This window comes from Tannerella serpentiformis, assembly GCF_003033925.1.
GTDB lineage: Bacteria > Bacteroidota > Bacteroidia > Bacteroidales > Tannerellaceae > Tannerella > Tannerella serpentiformis.
Window position 1 is genome coordinate 58,818 of record NZ_CP028365.1, and the last position, 23,870, is coordinate 82,687.

Genomic DNA, 23,870 nt, shown 5'->3' on the forward strand with positions numbered 1-23,870 from the left:
ACACGATAGCACTTCTCTGAACTTTTAGGCCCTATTGTGCGACACGATGGCACTTCTCTGAACTTTTAGGCCCTATCGTGCGACACGATGGCAGCTCTCTGAACTTTTAGGCCCTACCCGTGCGACACAACAGGTCGCCCTCCCCTGTGAGTCCGGCCAAACTTTGCCGGGGGCCGTAGCCCCCTCCCTGTTATGCTGCGTCTCGCCCGCTCCAGTCGATCTTTTGCGACACATACATGATCACCGCCAGGATGACGAACAGCCCCACGCTGCCGGCCAAGAGGGCGTACGACTCCATGCCGATCAGCACGTAGACATAGACGTAAAGCCCTGCCAGCAGTCCACCGATGGCCATCGCCGTACGCCGGAGCTTGAGCACACCGGCCATGTAGCACGTGATCAGACTGACGGTCATCACCGCGGCAATGAGGTAGGCGAGGCCGAAGCTGGTATGCTCCGAGATGGAGAGCAGCAGCGAATAGAAGAGGCTCAGGGCAAGCCCGACGAGCAGGTATTGAAGCGGGTGGATGTGGCGCCGCTGCAACACCTCCACGAAGAAGCAGACGACGAACGTGAGCACGATGATGAGGATGGCGTACTTCACCGAACGCATCGACTGCTGGTAGCGCTTCACGGGTTGCAGCACATCGACGCCGAACACGGACTCCTCGATCGCCTCCTGACGATCGCTGCCCGTGAGCACCTGCGGATAGTTGCGGTTGAGGTGCATCACCTTCCAGTCGCAGACGAAGCCGCTGTCCGTCACCTGACGATTGGCGGGCAGGAAGGCGCCCGTGAAGCTCGGCGTGCGACAGTTCGACCGCAGGGCGATCGTCGTCGTCTTGCCCACGGGCGCGAAGTAGAGCGATCCGGAGCCTTTCAGCGCGAGTCGGATGCGGAACGACACCGTGCGACCCCCGGCCAACGGCAGCGCGTTCACACGACACGACACGCCCGAGGTGAGCAGTTGGTAGTGCAGTATGCCGGGGTCGAGCGTCTTCTGTGTCGAGCCCCACTCCACGGCCACGGGCTCGCTGATGCCGCGCAGGTCGGAGAGGCCAAGGTTCAGCATGGCACCTTCCAGCGGAAAGTCCGGATCGCCCGGGCGCAGCGGCACATCGGGCGGAAGGACGAAGGTGCCGCGTAGCTCCATCGTGGATCGATAGACGACGGCCTCGTAGATACCGCGCCGCAGCTCCTCCGTGCGCACGTCGCCGATGATATCGAGCGAATCGGGCAGGATGTTCACCAACTGCACCACGCGCTCCGTGCGCCCCGACTTCTCGGAGTGTTGCGTGGTATAGTACGGGATGGTCAGCGTCGGGCCGAGGACGGTCTGCGCCCCGCTCCACTTCTGCCCCACCTCTTCGACGGCATTGCCGGCCGTCCGTTCGCGCTCGTTCATCAGACTTTCGATCAGCATCATCGGGATCATCAGCAGCAGCGTCAGGAAGCCGATCGTAACCACCTTCGCCGCCATCATCCGGCGCGGTGTCCACCAAGGTCTATTTTCATTTTTCCAGTTCATGTCTATTGTTCCTTCTATTGTATGAATGTGTACGGCATGGAAACGTAATTCGAGGGCGAATAGTTTACTACCGACAATATGTCAGCCGGATGGGCGTTTGGCAGGGCGTATGCTGTGTGCCTCCACCGTGCCGAAGGCGCATAACTACTTCTGACTACTTATAACTACCGCGCCGAAGGCGCATAACTACCCGGCCAAAGGCCGATAACTACCGCGCCAAAGGCGCATAAAAAATATGTACATAGAAAAGATCCACTCCCCTGCTGACCTGCGTAAACTGGAGGTCAGCGAGCTGAAAATCGTCGCCGACGAAGTGCGCGACGCCGTACTGAACCGCGTCAGCCGCCACGGCGGACACGTCGGCCCGAACCTGGGCTTCACCGAGGCCACCGTGGCCCTGCATTACGTCTTCGACACGCCTACGGACAAGCTCGTCTTCGACGTCTCCCATCAGACGTATCCACACAAGATCCTCACCGGCCGCGCCCACGGCTTCCTCGACGATGCCGACACGCGCGCCATCTCGGGCTACAGCTCCCCGATCGAATCGCCGGAGTACGACTACTTCGAGATCGGACACACCTCCACCGCCATCTCGCTGGCCACCGGACTGCAGAAGGGCCGCGATGTGTTGGGCGGCACGGAGAACATCGTCGCCATCGTCGGCGACGGCAGCCTCAGCGGCGGCGAGGCGTTCGAGGGGCTCAACACGGCCGCCGCACTGGGCACGAACATCATCATCGTCGTTAACGACAACGAGATGAGCATCGCCGAGAATCACGGCGGACTCTACGCCAACCTGCGCCTGCTGCGTGAGACGTACGGACAGGCCGAACTGAACTTCTTCAAGACCTTCGGCTTCGACTATTACTACCTCGAAAACGGCCACAACCTGGCCTCGCTGGTCGACATCTTCCGCCGCGTCAAAGACACGCCCCGCCCCACCGTCGTACACATCCACACGGAGAAGGGCCACGGCTACGCGCCGGCCGTAGAGAAGCAGGAGGCTTGGCATTACCGTTCACCTTTCGACCGTGAGACGGGTAAGTCGACCGGCCCACGCGACAAGAGCGAATACATGCCCAGCCTGCTTGGCGACTTCCTCCGCGAGGAGATGAAGCGCGACCCGAAGCTCGTCGTCGTAGCGTCCGCCGTGCCGATGGGCCTCGGCTTCACCGCCGACCGCCGTCGGGAGGCCGGCGCGCAATACATCGACGTCGGCATCGCCGAAGAGGAGGCCGTGGCCCTAGCCTCGGGCATGGCCAAACGCGGCGCACGGCCGGTCTACTTCACCTACGCCACCTTCCTGCAGCGCACCTACGACCAGATCGCGCAAGACCTCTGCGTGAACAGTAACCCGGCCGTCATCAACGTGCTCGGCGCCTCGATCTTCGGCATGAACGACTTCACGCACATCTGCTTCTTCGACATCGCCATGCTCAGCCACATCCCCAACCTCGTCTACCTTGCCCCCACCACCTACGAGGAGCTCGTGGCCATGCAGACCTGGGCCATCCGGCAGGACAAGCACTCGGTGGCCATCCGCGTGCCCGAGGGTGAGGTTTACCACACCTCTGAGCCGGTCGACACGGATTACTCCGCGCTCAACACCTTCCGCGTCGGTCACCGCGGCAGCCGCGTGGCCCTCATCGCCGCCGGCAACTTCTACCAGAAGGGCGACCGCGTCCGCCAGCTGCTGGCCGGGCAAGGCATCGATGCCACGCTGATCAATCCGCGCTACCTCACGGGCGTCGACACGGCGCTCCTCGACGAGCTGAAGAAGGATCACGCCGTCGTGGCCACGCTCGAGGACGGCACGCTCGACGGCGGCTTCGGCGAACGCATCGCGCGCCACTACGGCCCGTCCGCCATGCGCGTCCTCAACTTCGGCGTCAAGAAGCAGCTTTACGACCGCTACGACGTCGACGAGCTGCTCCGTGAGAACCACCTCACCGACGAGCAAATCGCCGAGGACGTCCTCGCCACGCTCGCCGCAATCGGGTAACCCATCCGCATACTTCTTTTTGCTTCACACGGAGGGAAGGTTTCGACTCATCGCAGTCGGCGCCTTCCCTCCGCTTTTTTGTACCCTTTATTCCAGCAGAGAGACCGGGGCTTTGTTTTTCTACATGACCCTGAAATCGCTGATTTCAGCCTTGTTTTTTACAATGCACCAAGGTGCCTTTCGTTTCTTTAGTTCCTCTCTATCTACTTTTGCCGCTCCCAAAGCCGGATCCCATTCCGCTTACCTATTATATATGATAGAACAAACCTATATCCTCGAGGGCGTCGACCCGGTCGTCTTTTACGGTGTCAACAACGGTCACCTGCAACTCCTGCGCACGCTCTACCCGAAGTTGCGCATCGTGGCGCGTGGCAACGTGGTGAAGGTCATCGGCGAGGAGGACGAGTTAGCGGTCTTCCTACGTAAGCTGCGCGAGGTTGAGCGCTACTGCGCCGAGCGTAACGCACTCACCGAGGAGGTGATTATCGACTTAGTCAAGGGCAACGAGCTGCCGCCCGTAGCACAAGATCACTTGATCATCTATGGCGTCAATGGTCGCGCCATCACCGCCCGCTCGGCCAATCAGCAGTTGCTCGTCGATCGCTTCGAGGAGAACGACCTCACCTTCGCCATCGGGCCCGCCGGATCGGGCAAGACCTTCGTCGCCATCGCCCTGGCCGTGCGCGCCCTGAAGAACAAGCAGGTGCGCAAGATTATCCTCAGCCGACCCGCCGTAGAGGCCGGCGAGAAACTCGGCTTCCTGCCCGGCGAGATGAAAGACAAGCTCGACCCCTATCTCCAGCCCCTCTACGACGCGCTCCAAGAGATGATCCCCTCGGCCCGCCTGCGCGAATACATGGAGAACAACGTGATCCAGATCGCCCCGCTGGCCTTCATGCGCGGCCGCACGCTGAGCGATGCCGTCATCATCCTCGACGAGGCGCAAAACACCACCAAGCATCAGATTAAAATGTTCCTCACCCGCCTCGGCATCAACGCCAAGATGATCGTCACGGGCGACGTGACCCAGATCGATCTGCCGCCGCAAGCCACCTCCGGACTTATTCACGCCATGCACGTCCTGCGCCGCGTGCCAGGCATCGGGCACGTCGAGTTCGACTGTAAAGACATCGTCCGCCACCGGCTCGTGCAACGCATCGTCGAGGCGTACGAAAAAGAGAAAGAAAAAACAGAGGAGGAATCCTCCAATCAATAGATCATGTCCCCCGAGATAATGTACCCGGCCAACTTGGCTGGCGTCCCTGACGCCTTGATCTTCTTTTGCTTCTTTTCTTTCATCAAGGGAAGAAAAGAAGAGATGAGCTCGGCGTCCACCCCAACCCATAACTACCCCAGACTACTTATAACCACTGCGACCGAAAGGCGCATAACTACTTCAAGAATATGAAAGCATTAACCCACACCGATTATCAATTCCCCGACCAGGTGAGCGTGTACCACGGCAAAGTGCGCGACGTGTACGACATCGCCGGCCGCACACTCGTCATGGTCGCTACCGACCGCATCTCAGCCTTCGACGTCATCCTGCCCGAAGGCATCCCCTACAAAGGACAAGTCTTGAACCAGATCGCCGCCAAGTTCCTCGACGCTACGACCGACATCTGCCCCAACTGGAAGCAGGCCGCCCCCGACCCGATGGTCACCATCGGCGTACGTTGCCAGAGCTTCCCGGTGGAGATGATCGTCCGCGGCTACCTCTGCGGCAGCGCTTGGCGTACCTATAAGAGCGGCGTGCGCGAGATCTGCGGCGTGCCTATCCCCGACGGCATGCGCGAGAACCAGCGCTTCGAACACCCCATCGTCACTCCCACCACCAAGGCCGAGATCGGCACGCACGACGAGGACATCTCGAAAGCCGAGATCATCGCCCGAGGACTCATGTCGCCCGAGGACTACGAAGTGGTGGAGCGTTACGCCCTGGCCCTCTTTGAGCGTGGAACACGCATCGCTGCCGAACGCGGACTGATCCTCGTGGATACGAAATATGAGTTCGGCTCGCACGACGGCACGATCTACCTCATCGACGAGATTCACACGCCCGACTCCTCGCGTTACTTCTACGCCGAGGGCTACGAGGAGCGCTACGCCAAGGGCGAGCCGCAACGCCAACTCTCGAAAGAGTTCGTCCGCGAATGGCTGATGGAGCACGGCTTCCAAGGTAAGCCCGGGCAGCGCGTGCCGGAGATGACGCCTGCGATCGTGGCCGGCATTTCAGACCGTTACATCGAGCTTTACGAACACATCACGGGCGAGCCGTTCGTGCGCCACGAAGGCGGTGACCTCATCGCACGCATCGAGCGCAACGTGAAGGATTACTTACAGCAGAAAGCCTAACCAGAGGAGGGCGCACTATGTCGGTCGAAGTGGAGCGCGTCGTGCCTTACGCAGGCAATGACGAAGACAAAGGGACGCAGGTCAGACGTATGTTCAACCGCATCGCCGGGCGTTACGACCTGCTCAACGGCATGCTGTCGCTCGGCTTCGACCGCGGCTGGCGCCGTAAGACGGTCGATTCGCTGCGGGCTATCGCCCCGCGCCGGGTGCTCGACATCGCCGCGGGCACAGGCGACATGGCGCTGCTGCTCTGTCGGCGCCTCTCGCCGTCGGTCCGCGTCGTAGCGGCCGACCTGTCTGAAGAAATGATGGCCGTCGGTCGGCGTAAGGCCGCCGAGGCGGGACTGTCAGACCGCATCGCCTTTGAGCAGCAGGACTGCATGGCGCTGACCTATGCCGACGCCTCGTTCGACGCTGTAACGGTAGCCTTCGGCGTTCGCAACTATGCCGACTTGGAGCGTGGCCTTGGCGAGATGTATCGCGTGCTGCGCCCCGGCGGCGGACTGCGCATTGTGGAGCTGTCGGCCCCGCGTCGCTTCCCCATGAAGCAGCTGTATGGCATTTACTCCAGCGTCTTCATGCCGCTCGTCGGCGGTTGGTTCGGTCTCGAAAAGGATGCCTATCGCTACCTGCCCGCCTCCATCCGTAAGATGCCGCAAGGCGAAGACATGGCCGCGCTGCTCCGTCGGCAAGGCTTCACTGACGTCCGTGTGCGGACGTTCACCGGCGGCGTGTGCACGCTGTATTCCGCTACACGGCCTTCCAGCCGCGGGTAGTTATGGGGGGTCTGCTCCCGGTAGTTACGGCCTTGCGGCCGGGTAGTTAGCGGCTAAAGCCGCGGTAGTTATAGGTAGTAAAAGGCAGTTTGATCCACTTATAACTACTTCTGACTACCGCGCCTCAAAGGCGCATAACTACCCGGCCGTAAGGCCGTAACTACTGCGGATTTAGCCGCTAACTACCCGGGGCGCAGCCCCGTAACTACCGCACCCCAAAGGCGCATAACTACCCGGCCGCAAGGCCATAACTACTCATAACTACCCGCGCCCCCAAAGGCGCATAACTACTTATTCACACATGAAGAAGAAATACGGTTTAATCGGCTATCCGCTGGTGCACTCCTTTTCCAAGAGCTTCTTCAACCGGAAGTTCGAGTCGGAGCACATCGATGCCGAATACATCAACTTTGAGATTGCAGACGTTCGAGAGCTGAAGAACGTGCTGCGCGACAACCCCGACCTCTGCGGCCTAAATGTCACCCTACCCTACAAGACAGCCGTCATCCCCCTGCTCGACGACCTCACCGACAACGCCCGAAGCATCGGCGCGGTGAACGTCATCAAGTTTCGCGGACGCCACTTCGGCCGGCCACGTCTCGAGGGGCATAACTCGGACATCACCGGCTTCAAGGAGTCCATCGAACCCCTCCTTGGGCCCTCGCACCGCAAGGCGCTCATCCTCGGCACGGGCGGCGCCTCGAAGGCCGTCTTCCACGGCCTCAAGCAGCTCGGCCTCGGCGCCACCTACGTCTCGCGCTCCCGCAAACCTGCCTGCCTAACCTATGCCGACCTCACGCCGAAGGTGATGGAGCAATACACCGTGATCGTCAACGCCACGCCCGTGGGCATGTACCCCAAGGTAGACGAATGCCCCGACATCCCCTACGACTTGCTTACGCCCTCGCACCTGCTCTACGATCTGCTCTACAACCCGGATGAGACGCTCTTCATGCGCCGCGGCCGCGAACAGGGCGCAGAGGTGAAGAATGGCCTCGAGATGTTGCTTCTACAAGCCTTTGCCGCATGGCAGATCTGGAACAGTTGAACCATCGGCGCAATGAATAAGCGGACAGTTATCCTGCGGACGTTGGCCGTGCTCATGGGGCTGATCACGGTCGGCACCGCGGTGGCCTACTTCGTGCTGCGACCCGATCGCGAATGGTTGGCCTTCTACGTGGCGTGCTGCGGCGGCGTATTAGTGGTCAACCTCGGCCTGATGATGGTCTTCGCCGCAAAGAATATTCGGAAGTAACCCAATACCCTTATAAGGTATGACGAAGCTACCCTATAAGGTAGGACGAAGCTACCTTATAAGGGTATGAGTAAACAGCCACATTTACAGGGGGTAAGCGAACTACCTTCTAACCACCTATTTCAAATGAATCGAATCAAACTACACATCCTTCTTGCCGTGTGCCTCCTGCTAACGGCAACACGTCTCACCACGCAGGCGCAAAACGTGCAGATGCACTACGACTTTGGCCACGCCCTCTACGACTCCGAACGTGGCCGCGCACATTGGACATCCACCGTGGAGATGTTCCGCCCCGATGCCTGGGGCAACACCTTCTTCTTTGTCGATATGGATTACACGAACGACGGCGTCTCCGGCGCCTACTGGGAGATCAGCCGAGAGCTGCGCTGGTGGAAGGCCCCCGTGGCGCTGCACGTGGAGTACAACGGCGGCCTGAACCACATCCGCAACGCCTACCTCGCCGGCGCTACCTACGCATGGAACCACCCCGACTTCACGCGTGGCTTCTCGCTTATGGCCCTGTATAAGTACATCCAGCGTGCGCCGGAGCCGAACAGTTTCCAGCTCACGGCCACTTGGTACGTACATGCCGCCGCGGGCCGCTTTACCTTCTCCGGCTTTGCCGACTGGTGGCGCGAGCCGGGCCGGGCGGGCGACTTAGCCTTTATCAGTGAGCCGCAGCTGTGGGTCAACCTGAACCGCTTCCCCGGTATCGACCCACACTTCAATCTCAGCCTCGGCAGCGAGGTGGAGCTGTCGAACAACTTTGCCGGCCAAGACGGATTCCGGGTTAACCCGACCATAGCCGCCAAGTGGACCTTCTGAGGGTTCGCAGAGCGACACTCTGCAAACCCTCAGTCACGATCAATAACCGTAGTAGTAACTCCCCATCACCCCTACCTATACAACCACATGAACAAGACGACTACCCTAACGAGACTTTTCGGCTTCGATCCGCAGACGATGAACGTGCGGACGGAGATCATAGCCGGCATTACCACCTTCCTGACGATGGCCTACATCCTGGCCGTCAACCCGAACATCATGGGCGACATCGGCATGGACAAAGGCGCCATCTTCACCACCACGGCCATCATCTCCATGTTCTCCACCCTCATCATGGCGCTTTACGCCCGCCTACCCTTCGCCCTGGCGCCAGGCATGGGCCTGAACGCCTTCTTTGCCTACACCGTCTGCACCAAGATGGGCTACGACTGGTCGTTCGCCCTCACCGCCGTGCTTATCGAGGGCGTGGCCTTTATCATCCTCACCGAGACGAATCTCCGCGACGCCATCGTCAACGCCATCCCCGCCTCTATCCGCAACGCCATCGGGCCGGGCATCGGGCTCTACATCGCTTTCATCGGGCTGAAGAATGGCGGCGTCATCGCCTCCAGCTCTGCCACGTTTGTCACGCTCGGAACCATCACCTCCGGCCCCGGACTGCTCTCCATCATCGGCCTTGTGCTTACGGGCACACTGCTCATCCTCAACGTCCGCGGTGCCCTACTGCTCGGCATCCTCGGCACGACGCTCATCGGCTTACCAATGGGCCTGACCACGTTTGGCGGTGTGGCTGGCCTGCCGCCGTCCATCGCTCCGATCGCCTTCAAGTTTGACTTCACACACGTCTTCACGGTCGACATGCTCATCGTCGTGCTTACGTTCCTCTTCATTGACATGTTCGACACCATCGGCACACTCGTCGGCGTCTCCACCAAGGCGGGGATGCTGCGGAACGGTCAAGTGCCGCACCTCAAGCGCGCCTTCATGGCCGACGCCGTAGGCACAACCATCGGGTCGATGATGGGATCGAGCGCCATCGCGACGTATGTGGAGAGTGCCTCGGGCGTGGCGCAAGGTGGGCGGTCGGGACTCACGGCCTTCACCACGGCCGTATGCTTCGCCGTGGCACTCATCTTCGCGCCGCTCTTCCTCTCCATCCCCGGTTCGGCTACGTGCCCCGTGCTCGTCATCGTCGGTCTCTTCATGCTCAGCCCCATCCGCGACATTGACTTGGACGACTATTCCGAGTCGCTCCCCGCCTTCATCTGCCTCGTCCTCATGCCCCTCACGTATAGCATCTCGGACGGCATATTGATCGGTATCATCAGCTACGTTGTCCTGAACCTGCTCGGCGGTAAGCGTCGCAAGCTCACCCCGACGATGTATGTCCTGGCCGTGCTCTTCATCCTGAAATACGTCTTTATCGGGTAGCGCGGAAGACGAAAAGCGGAAAACGAAAAGTCCTGCTGGCAGAGAAGGGGTGCGATACCCTTTCCGCCGGCAGGACTTTTTCCTTTCTACTGTTTCGCTTTACCGTCCCCTCTATCCCATACGACTGATCTTGCGAAGCTGATCCTCGTTGATCAACTTGATCTTGCGGCCGTCCATCGCTATGATCCGCTCGGAAGCAAAGGAGGAGAGCGTGCGGATGGCGTTCGAGGAAGTCATGTTCGAAAGGTTAGCCAGATCCTCACGCGAGAGGTAGATGCTGATCGTGGCACCATCCTCCTCCAGCCCGTAACTATCCTTGAGGAAGAGCAGCGACTCGGCCAATCGGCCGCGGATATGCTTCTGCGTAAGGTTCACGGTCCGCTCGTCGGCGATACCCAGATCGGCGGAGAGCTGGCGGATAAAAAACATAGCCAGCCGCGAGTTGGCATGGATGAGCATGTCAACAATCGTCATGGGGATGGCACAGACCGTAGACAGATCGCAGGCCGTAGCGCTGGTCAGGTAACGCTCCTTCGCGAAATAAGCCCGGTAAGCAAAGTACTGGATGGGGCGTATCATGCGGATAATCTGGCTACGTCCGCCCACACCTTCCTTGGCGATTTTGACCTTCCCCTTGAGCAAACACATCATCTCTTTCGGTTCGTCGCCTTCGGAGTAAATGATCTGGTTGCGCTTATAGTGCGCAATGATTGAATTTGCACGTAAGATGCTACGCTCTTCCTCGTTCAGCAGCCTCCACATGCGAGCCCAGCCCGCCGAGGCGTCCATTTCTTCTGTTTCTCTTTCTAATTCCACTTATGTCCTACTTGGTATAACTATTTTGACGGGCCAAATGTAAACCAATCCGGAAATCTCAAAATCGAAGATGGATCAGAGCGCAGAGAAGGCGTTCAAACGGTATTTCGACGCCATTCCAGCCTCACTTCAGATAAATATCTCCGAACGAGGACGTGACGCTCACTCGCGCCCGCGGGCTATCCGACGCGCCAGCCGTGCCTGAAAGCTGATTGGTGTGTCCGCTCCGCGTATCGGCAGCACGGATATTCAGGTCGCCGGTATGGATTTGGCCGTAAGAGGCCGAGAGGTCGGCGCGGAAAGCGTGACCGGGCGTCAGGCCGAGGTGCACCTCGCTGTAGGAGGCTTTGACGGAGATCTCGCTGAAGCCACGCGCCACCTCGCCGATTCTGAGGCCGCTGAAGCGCAATTTGTCCACGACGCACGATTCGCTCAGCCGATCGATCCTTATCTGCGTATAGCCCGCGGTCAATGTGCAGCGGCCGACGGATTCGATGCGGTAAGTGCCGTCGAACTTCGTCTTGCCCGTGAGTTGCCCCACGGTGCCGAGGGTGATGCCTGAATACTGGCTATTGAGGTTGAGCATCGAGCAGCGGTCGATGGAGGCCTTGCCAAAGGAGACGTTGACCGAGGCCGTCGAAGCCTCCTTGAGGTAGAGGTCGCCATACTTCACCGTGACGGTGAGCGGTTGCGTGGCCCGGTTGATGTAGATGTTGCCGAACTGGTTGGCGAGCGAGAGGACGACGTCGCGCGGGACCGTCACGGTGAAGTCCGCCGCACGGCCGCAGTTATTACAGATGATCTTTTGGAAGGTCGTCCGGCCCTCCACCCGGTTGCCCGACAGCGAGAGGTCGACGTTGACGGCCTCGGCATACCGACGCGCCTCCTCTTCCGTCTTACCCTCGCCGCGCAGCTCCACGCGCACAGTGATCTTACGATCCGCACCTTCGACGATGCGAATCTCACCGAAGCAGTTGCTAAGGGCGAGCTCAGGACGCGCTCCAACACTGAACTCCTTCACAATCTGCCGCCGATAAACCTTCTTGGCGGCTGTGCTGCCCATGGCGCAAAGGCTCACGAGCAGCACGGTAAGCAGCATTCTTTTCATGATTCCTCTTTCTTATAGTGGGTTGATAATTGCGTTTGGATGTGCTTCAGCGCGTCGATCTTGGAGGTGTAGACGCGCACGATGAGGGTGATTCGCTCGTCGTCGGGCAGCTGCACGTCGGGCACGCCCTCGGCCTGCATGGCTTGAAGTTCTTCGAGCAAAGCGCGACGATCTTCATTCTCCGTATCGCCGATCAGGGCACGCGTGGCCTCCAGCTCGTGATCGAGCTTCATGGCATAATAGCGCTGCACCTCGACGGGCGATTCCGCCGCATCGTCGCAGCCGTCGCTCGCAACCGTCGTCGGCCACAGCCAGACGGCCGTAAGGGCCACGGCCGCCGCCAGCGCCACGGCACCGATGGCCAGTCGCCACGACAGCCGACGTCGCCGACGCAATGCGCGCTCGGCATCTAATCGTTGGGCAAAGCGTTCGCGATGGCCCGCCGGCGGTGTATCGGCGGCAAAGATCTCCGCGGCCAGCGCCTGGAGTCTGTTTTCTAATTTATCGTTCGTGTTCATCCTTCTTCCTTTCGTGTTAAGAGTTTACGCAGCCTCGACAGGCCGCGGGTGTATTGCACGCGCACGCTGGAGGGGTTGGCCCGAAGCGCCACGGCGATGTCGGCAAAGCGCATCTGGCCGAAGAGGCGCAGACGGAGTATGTTGCGGTAGGTCTCCGGCAGACGCTCTACGCTGCGGCGGATCGTGTCCGTGTCGGGCAGCTCGTCCGGGTCGTCAGGTTCGTCCGAGGGAGGCTCGTGCAGCATGTCTTCGTTGATGGTGACCGTGAGCGGAGCATGGTCCCTGCGCAGGCGGTCGATGGCCGCATTCGTAGCCATGCGACGCAGGTAACGCGTCATGGCGGCGGCGTCAGACTGCAACAGGGAGGGCCGGAGGAGCACCTTCATCAGCACATCTTGCATCACCTCTTCCGCCTCATCACCCGCGCCCAGCACGGCCGCTGCGCTGTGGTAGGTCGGCCCGTGAAAACTGTCGTAAAACGCCAGCTGCGACGCCCGCTGCTCGCGCCTCACACCCTCGATGATCTGCTCGTAACTGTCCATTGTTCGCGTCTTTTTCCATCCATCTACCCCCTTAACGCACCCGCAGCGAAAATGCTACAGGTGGGGAGGACAAGTTTTTCTATCGGTAAAGAGCAATCCGCGTTTTTGATGGTAAAAACAAGGGCCGCCTGCCACAAACTTTTTCGGCTCATTTCCTTGAGGAATCGCTCGCCACAAACTTTTTCGGCTCATTTCCTTGAGGAATCGGCCGCCACAAACTTTTTCAGCCCATTTCCTCAGGAAATCGGCCGCCACAAAACTTTTTCGGCTCATTTCCTCAGGAAATCGCTCGCCACAAACTTTTTCAGCTCATTTCCTCAGGAAATCGGCCGCCACAAAACTGTTTCGGCTCATTTCCTCAGGAAATCGGCCGCCACAAAACTTTTTCAGCTCATTTCCTCAGGAAATCGGCCGCCACAAACTTTTTCGGCTCATTTCCTCAGGAAATCGGCCGCCACAAAACTTTTCGGCTCATTTCCTCAGGAAATCGGCAGCTCACTTGCTCACTCATTTCCTCAGGAAATCGGCCACTCACTTACTCACTCATTTCCTCAGGAAATCGTAGTATGGCCTACATCGAACTCACGTTAATTGGAGCGCCTAAAACTTTTCGGCCTCTTCATGCGGCATGAAGCCAGTTACACGTCCCGCTCGCCGGCCAGGATTTGCCGCAGATCTTCGGCCGAAACGTTGGCGGCGATCTGGCCGTTGTGAGCGACGGCTATCGTGCCGCGCTCCTCGGAAACGATGATGATCAGCGCGTCCGTCTCTTTCGACATGCCCAGCCCGGAGCGGTGACGGAGGCCCATCTCCTTGGGCAGGCTCACGTTTTTGGCTACGGGCAGGATGCAGCCCGCGGCAATGATCCGGCCGTCGCTGATGATCATGGCTCCGTCGTGCAGGGGGCTATTCTTGAAGAAGATGTTTTCGATGAGGCGCGCATTGATGTCGGCCATAAACATTTCGCCCGTCTTGGCGTAGTCCGAAAGATCCATCTCGCGGCGGATGACGATCAGGGCGCCGGTCTTCTTACGGGCCATGTTCATACAGGCCAAGACAACGGGGGCGATGTAGTTCTGCTCCTTGGTGTCTGTTGTGCGACGCGAGAAGAGTTTGGCTACGAAGCGCCAACCGGGGTTCGACCCAAGGGTGACGAGGAAGCGGCGGATGTCGTCTTGAAAGAGTACCACAAGCACAATGAAACCGACGCTGATGAAACGATCGAGGATGGCGCCCATGAGGCGCATCTCAAGCACTTGCGAGACGATCAGCCAAACGATGACCACGGAGACAATGCCGCTGAAGACGGGCAGTGTGCCGGAGCTTTTCATCAGCTTATAGATCTGGTAGGTAAAGAAGGCTACCAGCAGGACGTCGAGCGCGTCTTTGATGCCGAAGGATATCATTATAGGGGAGTTTTTTTGAGGGGAATTATTCCGAAGGGATCAGTTGGCGGGTGATGCGAACGGCCTCGACGGCGGCGCGGACATCGTGCACACGAAGGACAGAGGCGCCATGCATGAGGGCGTAGGTGTTGAGCACGGTGGTGCCGTTGAGGCTGTCGTCGGGCGTGCCGCCAAGCAGGCGGTAGATCATGCTCTTGCGCGATATGCCGACGAGCAGCGGCTCCTCAAAGCGGTCGGCAAACTCGCTGAGGGCACGCATGAGCGTATAGTTCTGCTCTAAGGTCTTGGCAAAGCCGAAGCCGGGATCGAGGAGGATGTCGGCCACGCCCAATCGGCGCAGCGTGCGCAGCTCGGAAGCGAAATACATCATGACGGCCTCCACCACGTCGTCGTAGTCCGTGAATTGCTGCATGGTACGAGGCGTGCCGCGCATGTGCATGAGGACGTAGGGGACGCCCAGCGTGGCGACCGTAGCATACATCTGTTCGTCGAGCGAGCCGCCGGAGATGTCGTTGATCATGGCCGCGCCGTATTCCTCGACGGCCCGCCGGGCGATGGCCGAGCGGAAGGTGTCGACGGAGACGGGCACATCGGGGTAATCGCGCATGAGGCGGCGGAGGACGGGCTCAAGCCGTGCCCACTCGTCGGCCTCGCTAACGTCGTCGGCGTCGGGTCGGGAGGAGTATCCGCCGACATCGATGAGTGTGCCACCCTCGTTGAGGATGGCCTCAATACGCCGCACTACGGCGGCTTCGTCTTGCTGTCGGCTGCCGGCGTAGAAGGAGTCCGGCGTGGCGTTTAGGATACCCATGATAAGGGGCACGTCGAGTGAGCGCAGTGTGCCCTTGAGGTTGATTGTTTTTACGTTCATGTATGTTGTTAGTTACGAGTTTCGAGTGGGGGAGCAGGGGTGCCGGCCATCTTTCGGCCAAACTTCACTGGCGGATACAACTTCTTATTCTTACCCAGCGACCATGCGCCAGATGAAGGCGACAATCGATGTGACGATGATGCCCAGCACAAGGGGGAGAAGGGTGGCCACGGCGGTCCATTTCGCGCTGTGGGTCTCCTTATAAATGGTGTAGATCGTCGTGCTGCACGGGTGATGCATGAGGCAGAAGAGCATGAGGCAGACGGCCGTCAAGAGGTTCCATCCGCCAGCCAAGAGGATCTGCTTCGTCTCTGCGTCTCCGCCTTCCATCAGCACACCCGCTGCGCCCGCGTCGCTCTGCCCAAGCACAAGCAGCGTCAGCATAAGCACCGTAGGTATCACGATCTCGTTGGCGGGGATGGCTAAGATGTACGCGAGCAGGATGACTCCGTTCAGCCCCATGATCCACCCCGGTGTGCTCAGCCAATGGATCAGATGCGCGGCGATGCTCACACCGCCCACCGTGAGGTTGCAACAGAGCCAGATGACGGCGCCCGCGGGTGCCGCAAAGACGAGGGCTCGCCAAAGCACGATCAGCGTGCGGTCGATGATGGACGTATAGATGGTGCTCCAGAAGCGGGGCGGGCGGTATGGCGGCAGCTCGAGGTGGAAGGTAGAGACTTCGCCGCGGAGCAGTGTGCGCGAGAGCACCCACGAGCTGCCGAACATGAGCGTCACGCCCAGAAAGACGACGCCCATGACGGCCACCAGCGAGACGATCCCGCTGTAACGCGCCGGTACGGCGGCACCCACGAAGAGCGTGGCCAGCAAGATCTGCGTCGGCCAACGCCCGTTGCAGAGCGAGAAGTTGTTCGTGATAATGGCGATCAGTCGCTCGCGCGTACTGTCGATGATGCGCGTGGAGACGACGCCCGCAGCATTGCAGCCGAAGCCCATGCTCATCGTCAGCGCCTGCTTGCCATGTGCCCCGGCTCGGCGAAAGAGTTCGTCGAGATTGAAGGCCACGCGGGGCAGATAGCCGAAGTCCTCCAGCAGCGTGAAGAGCGGGAAAAAGATGGCCATCGGCGGCAGCATGACGGAGACAACCCATGCAGTGGAGAGGTAGACGCCGTCGACCAGCAGCCCCGTGACCCACGCCGGCGCACCGAAGCCCACGAAAAGGCCGCGCAGGGCCGGGTGAATCAGCCCCACGAGCAGGTCGCTCAGCCACGACGACGGGTAGTTCGAGCCCACGATCGTCATCCAAAAGACGCCCGAGAGCAGCGCGACCATGATTGGGAAACCCCACACGCGATGCGTCAAGATGCGATCCAGCCGCACGTCCATCGGCAGTCGGCCGCGGCGGTTGCCCTGCGTCACGACGTCGCGACAGATCGCCTCAGCCTGGGCATAGATATCCTCCATCCATTGGTCGTGAAAGTTGTTGCTGATCTGGAGGTGGATGTTTTCGGCCAGCGCGTTCAGCTCGTCGTTGCCGAAGCGTTGGCGCACGCTCGGATCCTGCTCGACGAGTCGGAAGGCGATCCATTCGGCGTTCGATAAGTTGGGGTGCACACGGGCCACGGCCTCGGTCAAGACGCGGATATGATCCGCCGTGGCGGGCGGCAAGTTCGTGGCGCGGTGTGGCCGGCAGACGTAGGCGCCCGTGGCCACCTCGTGCATCATCTCCAGCAGGCGGTCGATGCCCTTGCCCGACCGCGCCGAGCAACCCGCCACGGGGATGCCGAGCCGTCGCGAGAGGGCGTTGAGGTCGATATGGATGTGGTTGCGCTCGGCCTCGTCGAGCAGGTTGACGCAAAGCACAGCGCGATCCGTGATCTGTAGCACTTGCAGGATGAGGTTCATGTTGCGCTCCAGGCGTGTGGCGTCGGCCACCATGACAGTCACGTCGGGCTTGCCAAAGAGGATAAAGTCGCGGGCGATCTCTTCATCCTCCGACGTGGAGGCGAGCGAGTACGTGCCGGGCAGGTCGACGATGCGATACGTGTCGCCACCGTAGCCGAAGAAGCCTTCGGCCTTGCCGACCGTCTTGCCGGGCCAGTTACCCGTGTGTTGCTTGAGTCCGGTCAGGGCATTGAAGACGGTGCTCTTGCCCGTATTCGGATTGCCGGCCAGGGCCACGACGAAGCGCTCGCCGTCGGCCTGCGCACCGCGTCGCTCCAGACCGTGCATAGGCGCCGCCTTGGGACAGGTGGCGCAGGGTGAGGCAGTGTTTGTTGTCTGATTCATTGGGGTTGTGGGATATGGGGAAAAGACGGCTGAGAGGAGCCGGTACCGATTAGGATGTAGCGCGCCTGATCGTGGCGCAGGGCGATGGCTGTCCCGCGCACGGCGTAGGCCACGGGGTTGCCCATCGGACTGACGAGATCGATGCTCACTGTGCTGCCACGCACGAAACCAAGGTCGAGCAGACGGCGGCGGAGGGCGCCGCGACAGGAGGGCGAAAGGCCCACGATACGCGCCGTGACGCCCGCCTCGAGTCGGGTCAGCCGTCGGGCATCAGCCTCGGGACTGCGACGCACCTCGTCGTCCGTCATCGGCTCCATGTTGAGCGCCGCGTGGGCCGCCGCAGGCAGGGCGAAACGCTCGCCTTCGTACATGAAGGTGAAGCCCTCCGGTGTCACGTCGGTGATGAAGAGCACGGAGTCCTTCGTCAGTCCGAGGTCGTCGATGAGGGTGAAGAGGGCGCGGTCGTCGTCCTCCACGTGCGTGACGCGCCACCAGCTGCGGGCCCGGAGCGCACGGTCGTCGTCGCCACGGTCGGCCACCTCCAGCGAGCGCGTAGGGATGGGGTCGCCGTGCGGATCGAACGACGGGTTGCGCAGCAGCGAGACGATGCGCTCCTGCTCGGCGTCACTGATGCGGTGCTCCATTCGGTGCGCGCGCTCGTGCCATTCCGCCGGCGCATAGCCCGAATGCTCGGCCAGATACTGCTCATAGATGCGATGTGCACGAACGATTCGGAGGGCGTGCTCACGGCCGGCGTCGGTCAGTTGTAGCTCGTCGCCCATCGTCAGCTCGCCCCGCAAGGCCAGTCGGCCAACAGCGGACGCCGTACGATCCGCGTCCGCCCCGAGCGACTCGCCCACGCGCTGCACCTCGTCGGCCGCGATGCGTCCGCCTAGCTCATAGACCGCCTTGAGGAGATCCTCCTCCACCTCTCTGTCCTGTTCGCGGTCGTGCCGCCCGAAGCGTGTCCGGATGGCGTCAAAGAGGCGTGTGCCGTGACTCTTTTCTCTCTTCATCATCGTATAAATGTTGTGGTGTAAAAGCCGGTCGCAAAAATAAGCACGGATAAATAGGGGGGATTCATAACCTCTCATAGCAAATGCCCCTCAATCAGATTCTGATTTGCTACCCTTGGCAGCAAATGCCCCTCAATCAGATTCTGATTCGCTACCCTTGGCTGCAAACGCCCCTCGATCAGATTCTGATTCGCTATCCCTGACAGCAAACGCCCCTCAATCAGATTCTGATTCGCTACTCTTGGCAGCAAACACCTCCCAATCAGATTCTGGTTCGCAACCCTTGGCAGCAAACAACTCCCGATCAGATTCTGATTCGCAACCCTTGGCAGCAAACGCCCCTTAATCAGATTCTGATTCGTTACCCTTGGTAGCAAATGCCCCTCAATCAGAAACGGATTGGCATCTTACTGCACACCGAGGGGGGCGCGGGTGGTATTTCCCATATTTTTGCCCGCCGTAATAAACAGACGGATCGAACACGATGGCTAAATGGATCAAACGCACAGTCAAGACATGCCTGCTGGCGCCCGTGGGGGCGGTGGCGGTGGGTGCCGTGTTGCTCTATGTGCCACCGGTGCAGAATGCGGTGCTGAAGGTCGTGCTGCGGCACGTATCTGAGCGCGTCGGCATGGAGATCACCGTGGGGCATGTGCGACTGTCGTATCCGTTAGACCTCACGCTGCGCGACGTCTCGGTGCGCGACTCAGTGTGCGACACGCTGCTCAACGTGCGCGGGCTCTCCGTCAGCGTGCGGCCGTGGCCCCTGCTGCGGGGCGAGGTATTCGTCTCAGAGCTACAGTTGGACAGTGCGCTGGTGCACAGCAAAGGGCTGATCGAGGGCATGCACTTGGACGGCACATTCGGGCGACTGGCTACGGCCGACGTTGGTCTTTGGGCCAAGAAGGAGGAGCTGAAGCTCGACAACGTACTGCTGGCTGATGTGGAGGTGGCGCTGGTGATCGACTCAATCCCCCCCTCGGACACGACCGACACGACCGTCAACCGCTGGCGGATCACGGCCGAACGACTCGACCTACAGCGCGTAGGCTTCACCCTGCGCATGCCTAAGGATACGCTCGGGGTAACGACTTACCTGGGCGATGCACGCGTGACGGGCGTATCGGCCAACTTGGAGGCACAGCGTTACGCGGCCGGACGGCTTGACATCCGCGGCGCCTATGCGGCCTACGATGGCAGTGAGCGGCCACGCACCGTGGGCCTCGATCCGCAACATATCTCTGCCTCAAACATCCGCCTGCTGGCCGACTCCGTGCGCTACCATGCGGGCGACCTGCGCGTGGCGCTTCGTGAGGCGTCGCTCGACGAACGGTCAGGGCTTTCGGTGGAATCGCTGTCGGCTTATGTGCATCTGGATAGCACGGGGGTCTCCGTCTCGGAGGGCATGCTGCGGACGACGCGTTCGTGGATCGACCTGCAAGCGCATGTGCCGTGGGCCGCGCTGTCGGATAGACCGACGGCCGATCTTCAGGCGGAATGGTCGGCGGGTATTGATGGGCAGGACGTGCTGACGGCCATGGGCGAACAGGGGCCGCGACTGATGCGGGCGCTGCCGGACTCGTTGCTGTATCTCTCGGGACTGGTGGAGGGCAACTTAGAGCGGATGCGGGTGCACGATCTGATGGGTGGTTTGCCCGGTGCCTTCACGTTTGAAGCCTACGGATCGGCTGAGCATGTCATGGACGAGCGGCGACGCACGGGGCAGATCAACCTAAGGCTACAGACCGAAAGCCGACAGTACCTCAGCCGTTGGATCCCGGAGATTTCGGGTGGACGGGTACGGATGCCTGAACGTATGCGGGTGGAGTTGGAGGCGTCGCTCAAAGGGAGCGAATACCAAGGGCGATTGAAAGCTGAGGAGTCGGGCGGACGCATCGAGCTGACGGGCCGCTACCACTCGCTGCGAAACGAGTACGCCGTCGATGTGCGCGTAGACAGCCTCCGGCCGGTGCACTTCCTGCCGCAGGATTCGCTCTACCGACTCACGGCCGTGCTGCACGCCGAAGGGCGAGGCACGGACATCTTTTCACCCCGCACACGCATCACCCTGCGCGGTTCCGTGGCCGATGTGCATTACGGATCCTATCGCCTCTCCGGCCTCTCGCTCGACGGTTCATTGCTCAACCATCAAGCGCAGGCCACGCTGAACAGCGAGTCGCCTTATATAAAAGGTAAGGTCATGCTGGACGGTGTCGTCCGGCGCGACCGCATGGCAGGCGTGGTGGCCATCGACATGGATACGCTCGATCTGATGGGGCTCAAGCTGACAAAGGATCCGCTCTCCGGCTCTTTCCAACTCTTCTCCGAGATGGAGACCGACCTCAAGCGGCGCCATCGGTTAGACCTCACCCTGGGCAACTGGGCCATCACCACGGACCAGCAGATCTATCGCCCGAAGATGCTCACCCTACACGCCGTCAGCGATGACGACACGACACGCCTCTCCTTCCACGCCGGCGACATGGGGCTAATTGCCACCGGCAACGCTGACGCGCCCACGCTCCTCCAACGCCTCGGAAATGTATCCGACGTCTTCCGCAGACTGATGGAGCACGACAGCGCCGCCCATATCGAACGCCTCACGCCGCTCCTGCCCACGCTCAACATACAGCTGGAGGCCGCGCAAGACAATCCGCTCTACAACTACCTTCAGGAGCAGAACATCTTCTTCGATCGGCTCACCGTCCATGCCTCCACCTCACCCGTCGACGGGCTACAAGCCAACGCCCTGCTGCTCTCCGTGATGAAGGATACGATGCGGCTCGACACCATCTGCCTCGACATCCGCCACGATTCGATCGAGGGCCTGACTTACGCTGTCGACGTGATCAAGAACCGCTTTCGCGGACAAGACGCCTTCACCGCCGGGCTGCGCGGCCACCTCTTAAACGGTGTGGCAGAAGTCAACGCACTCTATCGTGACAGTCGTGGCGAGACGGGCCTCCAACTTGGCGTGCAGGCCGAACAGCGTGGCAAGGCATACCGCTTCCACTTCATCCCCGACGAGCCTGTGCTGGCCTTCATGCCATTCAAGCTGAACCCCGAGAACTACGTGGAGATGCGCAGCCTAAAGAGCATCTCCGCCGATCTGAAGTTGACCGGACCTGAGAATGCCGCGCTATGGATGCACTCCAGTGAGGACTCTACAGAGCTGGCTGTCGAGATCAACCAACTCGATCTCCAGCAACTGTCGCGCTTCGCCGCTATCCCGGATATGCAGGGGCGGGTCAATGTGGCTCTGCGCTACGTGCCCTCCGACGTGTCATTCCTCATTGCTGCCGACGCGAACATCGACAACCTCATCTTCCGCGGACAGCCTGTCGGCGAACTCCTGCTCAACGGTGTCTACCTGCCCCTCGACAACAATCGCCACCGCTTCGACGCCCACTTCTACCACAACGAGTCGGAACTGGCGACAGTCTCCGCCTTCTATCGGCAGCCGCAACAGAAACAGGCGCAGGGCATGATAGACGGCACGATGCAGTTCGATCGGATCCCTCTTAATGAGCTGAACCCCTTCTTCGGCGGTGCCTTAGATATGCAGGGCGTGTTGCGTGGCCGGTTGACGTTAGAAAGTCGCGATCGGGGTCCGATTTGGAACGGCTATTTGCAGCTCGACTCGACCTCGATGTACGTAAGGGCTGTAGGCACGCGCTTCCGCTTCGACGATCAGGAGGTGGACATCAAGGACAGTAAGCTGCGCCTCACCAAATATGGCATCTACACCACGGGCGGCAATCCGTTCGTGATCAGTGGCACGGTGGACTTCAGCAAGTCGATGAAGGAAACGGCAGACTTGCGACTGCTGGCGCAAGACATGCTACTCATCGACGCCCCCGACGGCGCACCCGGAGCCATGCTCTACGGTCGGCTGCCCATCGATCTGAATCTCACGGCTCGCGGCCCACTGCGCGTGCTCAAGGTGCGCGGTGGCGTGCACGTGCGCAGTGGTACGAACGTCACGTATGTCATGCTCGACGCCAACGACGAGCTGCAAGACAACTTCGCCGGGCTGGTCTCCTTCACCTACTTCTCCGACACCGTCCCGCAACGCATTCGTGACATAGAACGGCAGAACGCTGCGCGTACGAGTTCGATAGGCGGACTGGACGCCCAGCTTACGCTGCGCGTGGATCCCACGGCGCGCCTAAAGGTGGATATGGGCGGCGCCGGCGAACGCTCCAACCGTATCGAGCTGCGTGGCGGCGGCGATCTGTCGTTCCATTACACCCCGCTCGGGGATATGAACATGAGTGGGCGATACACCCTCTCTGGCGGATTGATTCGCTACAGCATCCCCGTGATCCCGCTGACGGACTTCACGATTCAAGACGGCAGCTACGTAGAGTGGCAGGGCGACTTGATGAATCCTTACCTCAACCTGACGGCCCTCACCCGACAGCGGTCGACTGTCAACCTCGACGGGCGTTCGCAGATGGTGGACTTCAACGTAGGCTTACAGGTCAGGCAGCAGCTGCGCAACATCGCCCTCAAGTTCATCCTCGAGGCGCCTAAGAATGGCACCGTGCAGACGCAGCTGGCCGCCATGGGCGAAGAGGAGCGCAGCAAGCAGGCCATCGGTCTCCTTGTCACGGGTGTCTATCTGGCCCAGAGCGGCACTGGCAACGAGCATCTGGATGTGGGGACGGCCATCAGCAGCCTACTCCAACGCGAGATCAACAACATGCTCGGCAGCTTGGGCGGCGACGTCCCCTTCTCGTTCGACGTAAACACCTACGACGGCACCGACGGCAAGGGTCGGCGTATCGATTACCTCGGTCGCTTCTATATGGGCTTCCTCAAGGAGCGCATTTACACCACCCTCGGTATGCGTTACTCGACCAACGATCCCGTGATGGGCAACCGGCTCTATCTCGACGAGGCCTCGCTGGAGTATCGCCTCGACGCCGACGGTTCGCGCTTCGTCAAGGTGTACAATCAGACGGACTATGAGAATCTCTTCGAGGGCGAGATCCGCAAGACGGGCCTGAGCGCCATCTTCCGACGTAAGGTGAAGCGCTTGGCCGACCTCTTCGACTTCCGCAAACGTCGCAATCGCACGGTAGTGACCGAGCCCGAGCCCGCCGCACCCGATACGGACGAGACGGAAACGGACTCCACCGAAGGCGCTCCCGCCGAGGATACGACGCGTCGGAACGCCGACCCTTCCCCTAACGACTAAA

19 protein-coding genes are annotated in these 23,870 nt (G+C 60.5%); 10 read left to right on the top strand and 9 right to left on the bottom strand.

The genetic code is table 11. The features are described 5' to 3' along the window. Window positions 1-190: 190 nt before the first annotated feature. Window positions 191-1,528 carry a cell envelope integrity protein CreD gene (creD, locus tag C7123_RS00260; protein ID WP_083206874.1) on the bottom strand — a complete coding sequence of 446 codons (1,338 nt, stop codon included), beginning with the start codon at window positions 1,526-1,528 and terminating at the stop codon, window positions 191-193. Window positions 1,529-1,763: 235 nt separating this feature from the next. Between creD and C7123_RS00265 the strand changes: the two genes are divergently transcribed. The 8 genes from C7123_RS00265 to C7123_RS00300 all read left to right on the top strand — a co-directional run bounded on the left by C7123_RS00265 (window position 1,764) and on the right by C7123_RS00300 (window position 10,139). Then, window positions 1,764-3,533, top strand: a complete 1,770-nt coding sequence (locus tag C7123_RS00265) for a 1-deoxy-D-xylulose-5-phosphate synthase (protein ID WP_069175362.1) — start codon at window positions 1,764-1,766, stop codon at window positions 3,531-3,533. A gap of 253 nt (window positions 3,534-3,786) precedes the next feature. Then, window positions 3,787-4,749 carry a PhoH family protein gene (locus C7123_RS00270; protein WP_069175363.1) on the top strand — a complete coding sequence of 321 codons (963 nt, stop codon included), beginning with the start codon at window positions 3,787-3,789 and terminating at the stop codon, window positions 4,747-4,749. Between the two features lie 188 nt (window positions 4,750-4,937). Next, a complete protein-coding gene (locus C7123_RS00275) occupies window positions 4,938-5,888 on the top strand; it encodes a phosphoribosylaminoimidazolesuccinocarboxamide synthase (RefSeq protein ID WP_069175364.1) in 951 nt (316 codons plus the stop codon). Window positions 5,889-5,905: 17 nt separating this feature from the next. Beyond that, entirely contained in the window at window positions 5,906-6,664 is a 759-nt protein-coding gene (ubiE, locus tag C7123_RS00280) for a bifunctional demethylmenaquinone methyltransferase/2-methoxy-6-polyprenyl-1,4-benzoquinol methylase UbiE (RefSeq protein WP_069175365.1), read from the top strand. A gap of 301 nt (window positions 6,665-6,965) precedes the next feature. Beyond that, entirely contained in the window at window positions 6,966-7,712 is a 747-nt protein-coding gene (locus C7123_RS00285; protein WP_069175366.1) for a shikimate dehydrogenase family protein, read from the top strand. Window positions 7,713-7,724: 12 nt separating this feature from the next. Next, window positions 7,725-7,919 (top strand): hypothetical protein, encoded by a 195-nt coding sequence (locus C7123_RS00290; RefSeq protein ID WP_037984718.1) that lies wholly within the window; start codon window positions 7,725-7,727, stop codon window positions 7,917-7,919. A gap of 126 nt (window positions 7,920-8,045) precedes the next feature. Continuing rightward, the gene (locus C7123_RS00295; RefSeq protein ID WP_069175367.1) at window positions 8,046-8,747 is read left to right on the top strand and encodes a nucleoside-specific channel-forming Tsx family protein; all 702 of its coding nucleotides are present in this window, start codon (window positions 8,046-8,048) and stop codon (window positions 8,745-8,747) included. A gap of 87 nt (window positions 8,748-8,834) precedes the next feature. After that, window positions 8,835-10,139 (top strand): NCS2 family permease, encoded by a 1,305-nt coding sequence (locus C7123_RS00300; protein ID WP_069175368.1) that lies wholly within the window; start codon window positions 8,835-8,837, stop codon window positions 10,137-10,139. A 111-nt stretch (window positions 10,140-10,250) separates the two neighbouring features. Here the strand turns inward: C7123_RS00300 and C7123_RS00305 are convergent, their stop codons facing one another. From C7123_RS00305 to C7123_RS00320, 4 genes are all read right to left on the bottom strand, one after another. Continuing rightward, complete coding sequence (locus C7123_RS00305; RefSeq protein WP_069175369.1) at window positions 10,251-10,928, bottom strand: Crp/Fnr family transcriptional regulator; 678 nt, start codon at window positions 10,926-10,928, stop codon at window positions 10,251-10,253. Between the two features lie 151 nt (window positions 10,929-11,079). Further along, on the bottom strand, window positions 11,080-12,063 hold the full coding sequence (locus C7123_RS00310; RefSeq protein WP_083206875.1) for a DUF4097 family beta strand repeat-containing protein: 984 nt from the start codon (window positions 12,061-12,063) through the stop codon (window positions 11,080-11,082). Then, window positions 12,060-12,581, bottom strand: coding sequence for a hypothetical protein (locus C7123_RS00315; protein ID WP_069175371.1), 522 nt, complete (start codon window positions 12,579-12,581; stop codon window positions 12,060-12,062). The genes C7123_RS00310 and C7123_RS00315 overlap by 4 nt, the downstream gene beginning before the upstream one ends. Beyond that, complete coding sequence (locus C7123_RS00320) at window positions 12,578-13,123, bottom strand: RNA polymerase sigma factor (RefSeq protein WP_069175372.1); 546 nt, start codon at window positions 13,121-13,123, stop codon at window positions 12,578-12,580. The genes C7123_RS00315 and C7123_RS00320 overlap by 4 nt, the downstream gene beginning before the upstream one ends. A 51-nt stretch (window positions 13,124-13,174) precedes the next feature. On the opposite strand from C7123_RS00320, the gene C7123_RS12755 reads away from it, so the two are divergent. Further along, window positions 13,175-13,714, top strand: a complete 540-nt coding sequence (locus C7123_RS12755) for a hypothetical protein (RefSeq protein WP_159049773.1) — start codon at window positions 13,175-13,177, stop codon at window positions 13,712-13,714. Between the two features lie 47 nt (window positions 13,715-13,761). On the opposite strand, the gene cdaA is transcribed toward C7123_RS12755, so the two are convergent. The 4 genes from cdaA to C7123_RS00340 all read right to left on the bottom strand — a co-directional run bounded on the left by cdaA (window position 13,762) and on the right by C7123_RS00340 (window position 18,669). Beyond that, on the bottom strand, window positions 13,762-14,532 hold the full coding sequence (gene cdaA / locus C7123_RS00325) for a diadenylate cyclase CdaA (RefSeq protein WP_038012501.1): 771 nt from the start codon (window positions 14,530-14,532) through the stop codon (window positions 13,762-13,764). A 22-nt stretch (window positions 14,533-14,554) separates the two neighbouring features. Then, entirely contained in the window at window positions 14,555-15,400 is an 846-nt protein-coding gene (folP, locus tag C7123_RS00330; protein WP_069175373.1) for a dihydropteroate synthase, read from the bottom strand. Window positions 15,401-15,490: 90 nt separating this feature from the next. Further along, the gene (feoB, locus tag C7123_RS00335; protein WP_069175374.1) at window positions 15,491-17,650 is read right to left on the bottom strand and encodes a ferrous iron transport protein B; all 2,160 of its coding nucleotides are present in this window, start codon (window positions 17,648-17,650) and stop codon (window positions 15,491-15,493) included. Beyond that, on the bottom strand, window positions 17,647-18,669 hold the full coding sequence (locus C7123_RS00340; protein WP_317046595.1) for a metal-dependent transcriptional regulator: 1,023 nt from the start codon (window positions 18,667-18,669) through the stop codon (window positions 17,647-17,649). Before C7123_RS00340 ends, feoB begins: the two co-directional genes overlap by 4 nt. A gap of 481 nt (window positions 18,670-19,150) precedes the next feature. On the opposite strand from C7123_RS00340, the gene C7123_RS00350 reads away from it, so the two are divergent. Then, the gene (locus C7123_RS00350; protein ID WP_069175376.1) at window positions 19,151-23,869 is read left to right on the top strand and encodes a translocation/assembly module TamB domain-containing protein; all 4,719 of its coding nucleotides are present in this window, start codon (window positions 19,151-19,153) and stop codon (window positions 23,867-23,869) included. Window position 23,870 lies beyond the last annotated feature (1 nt).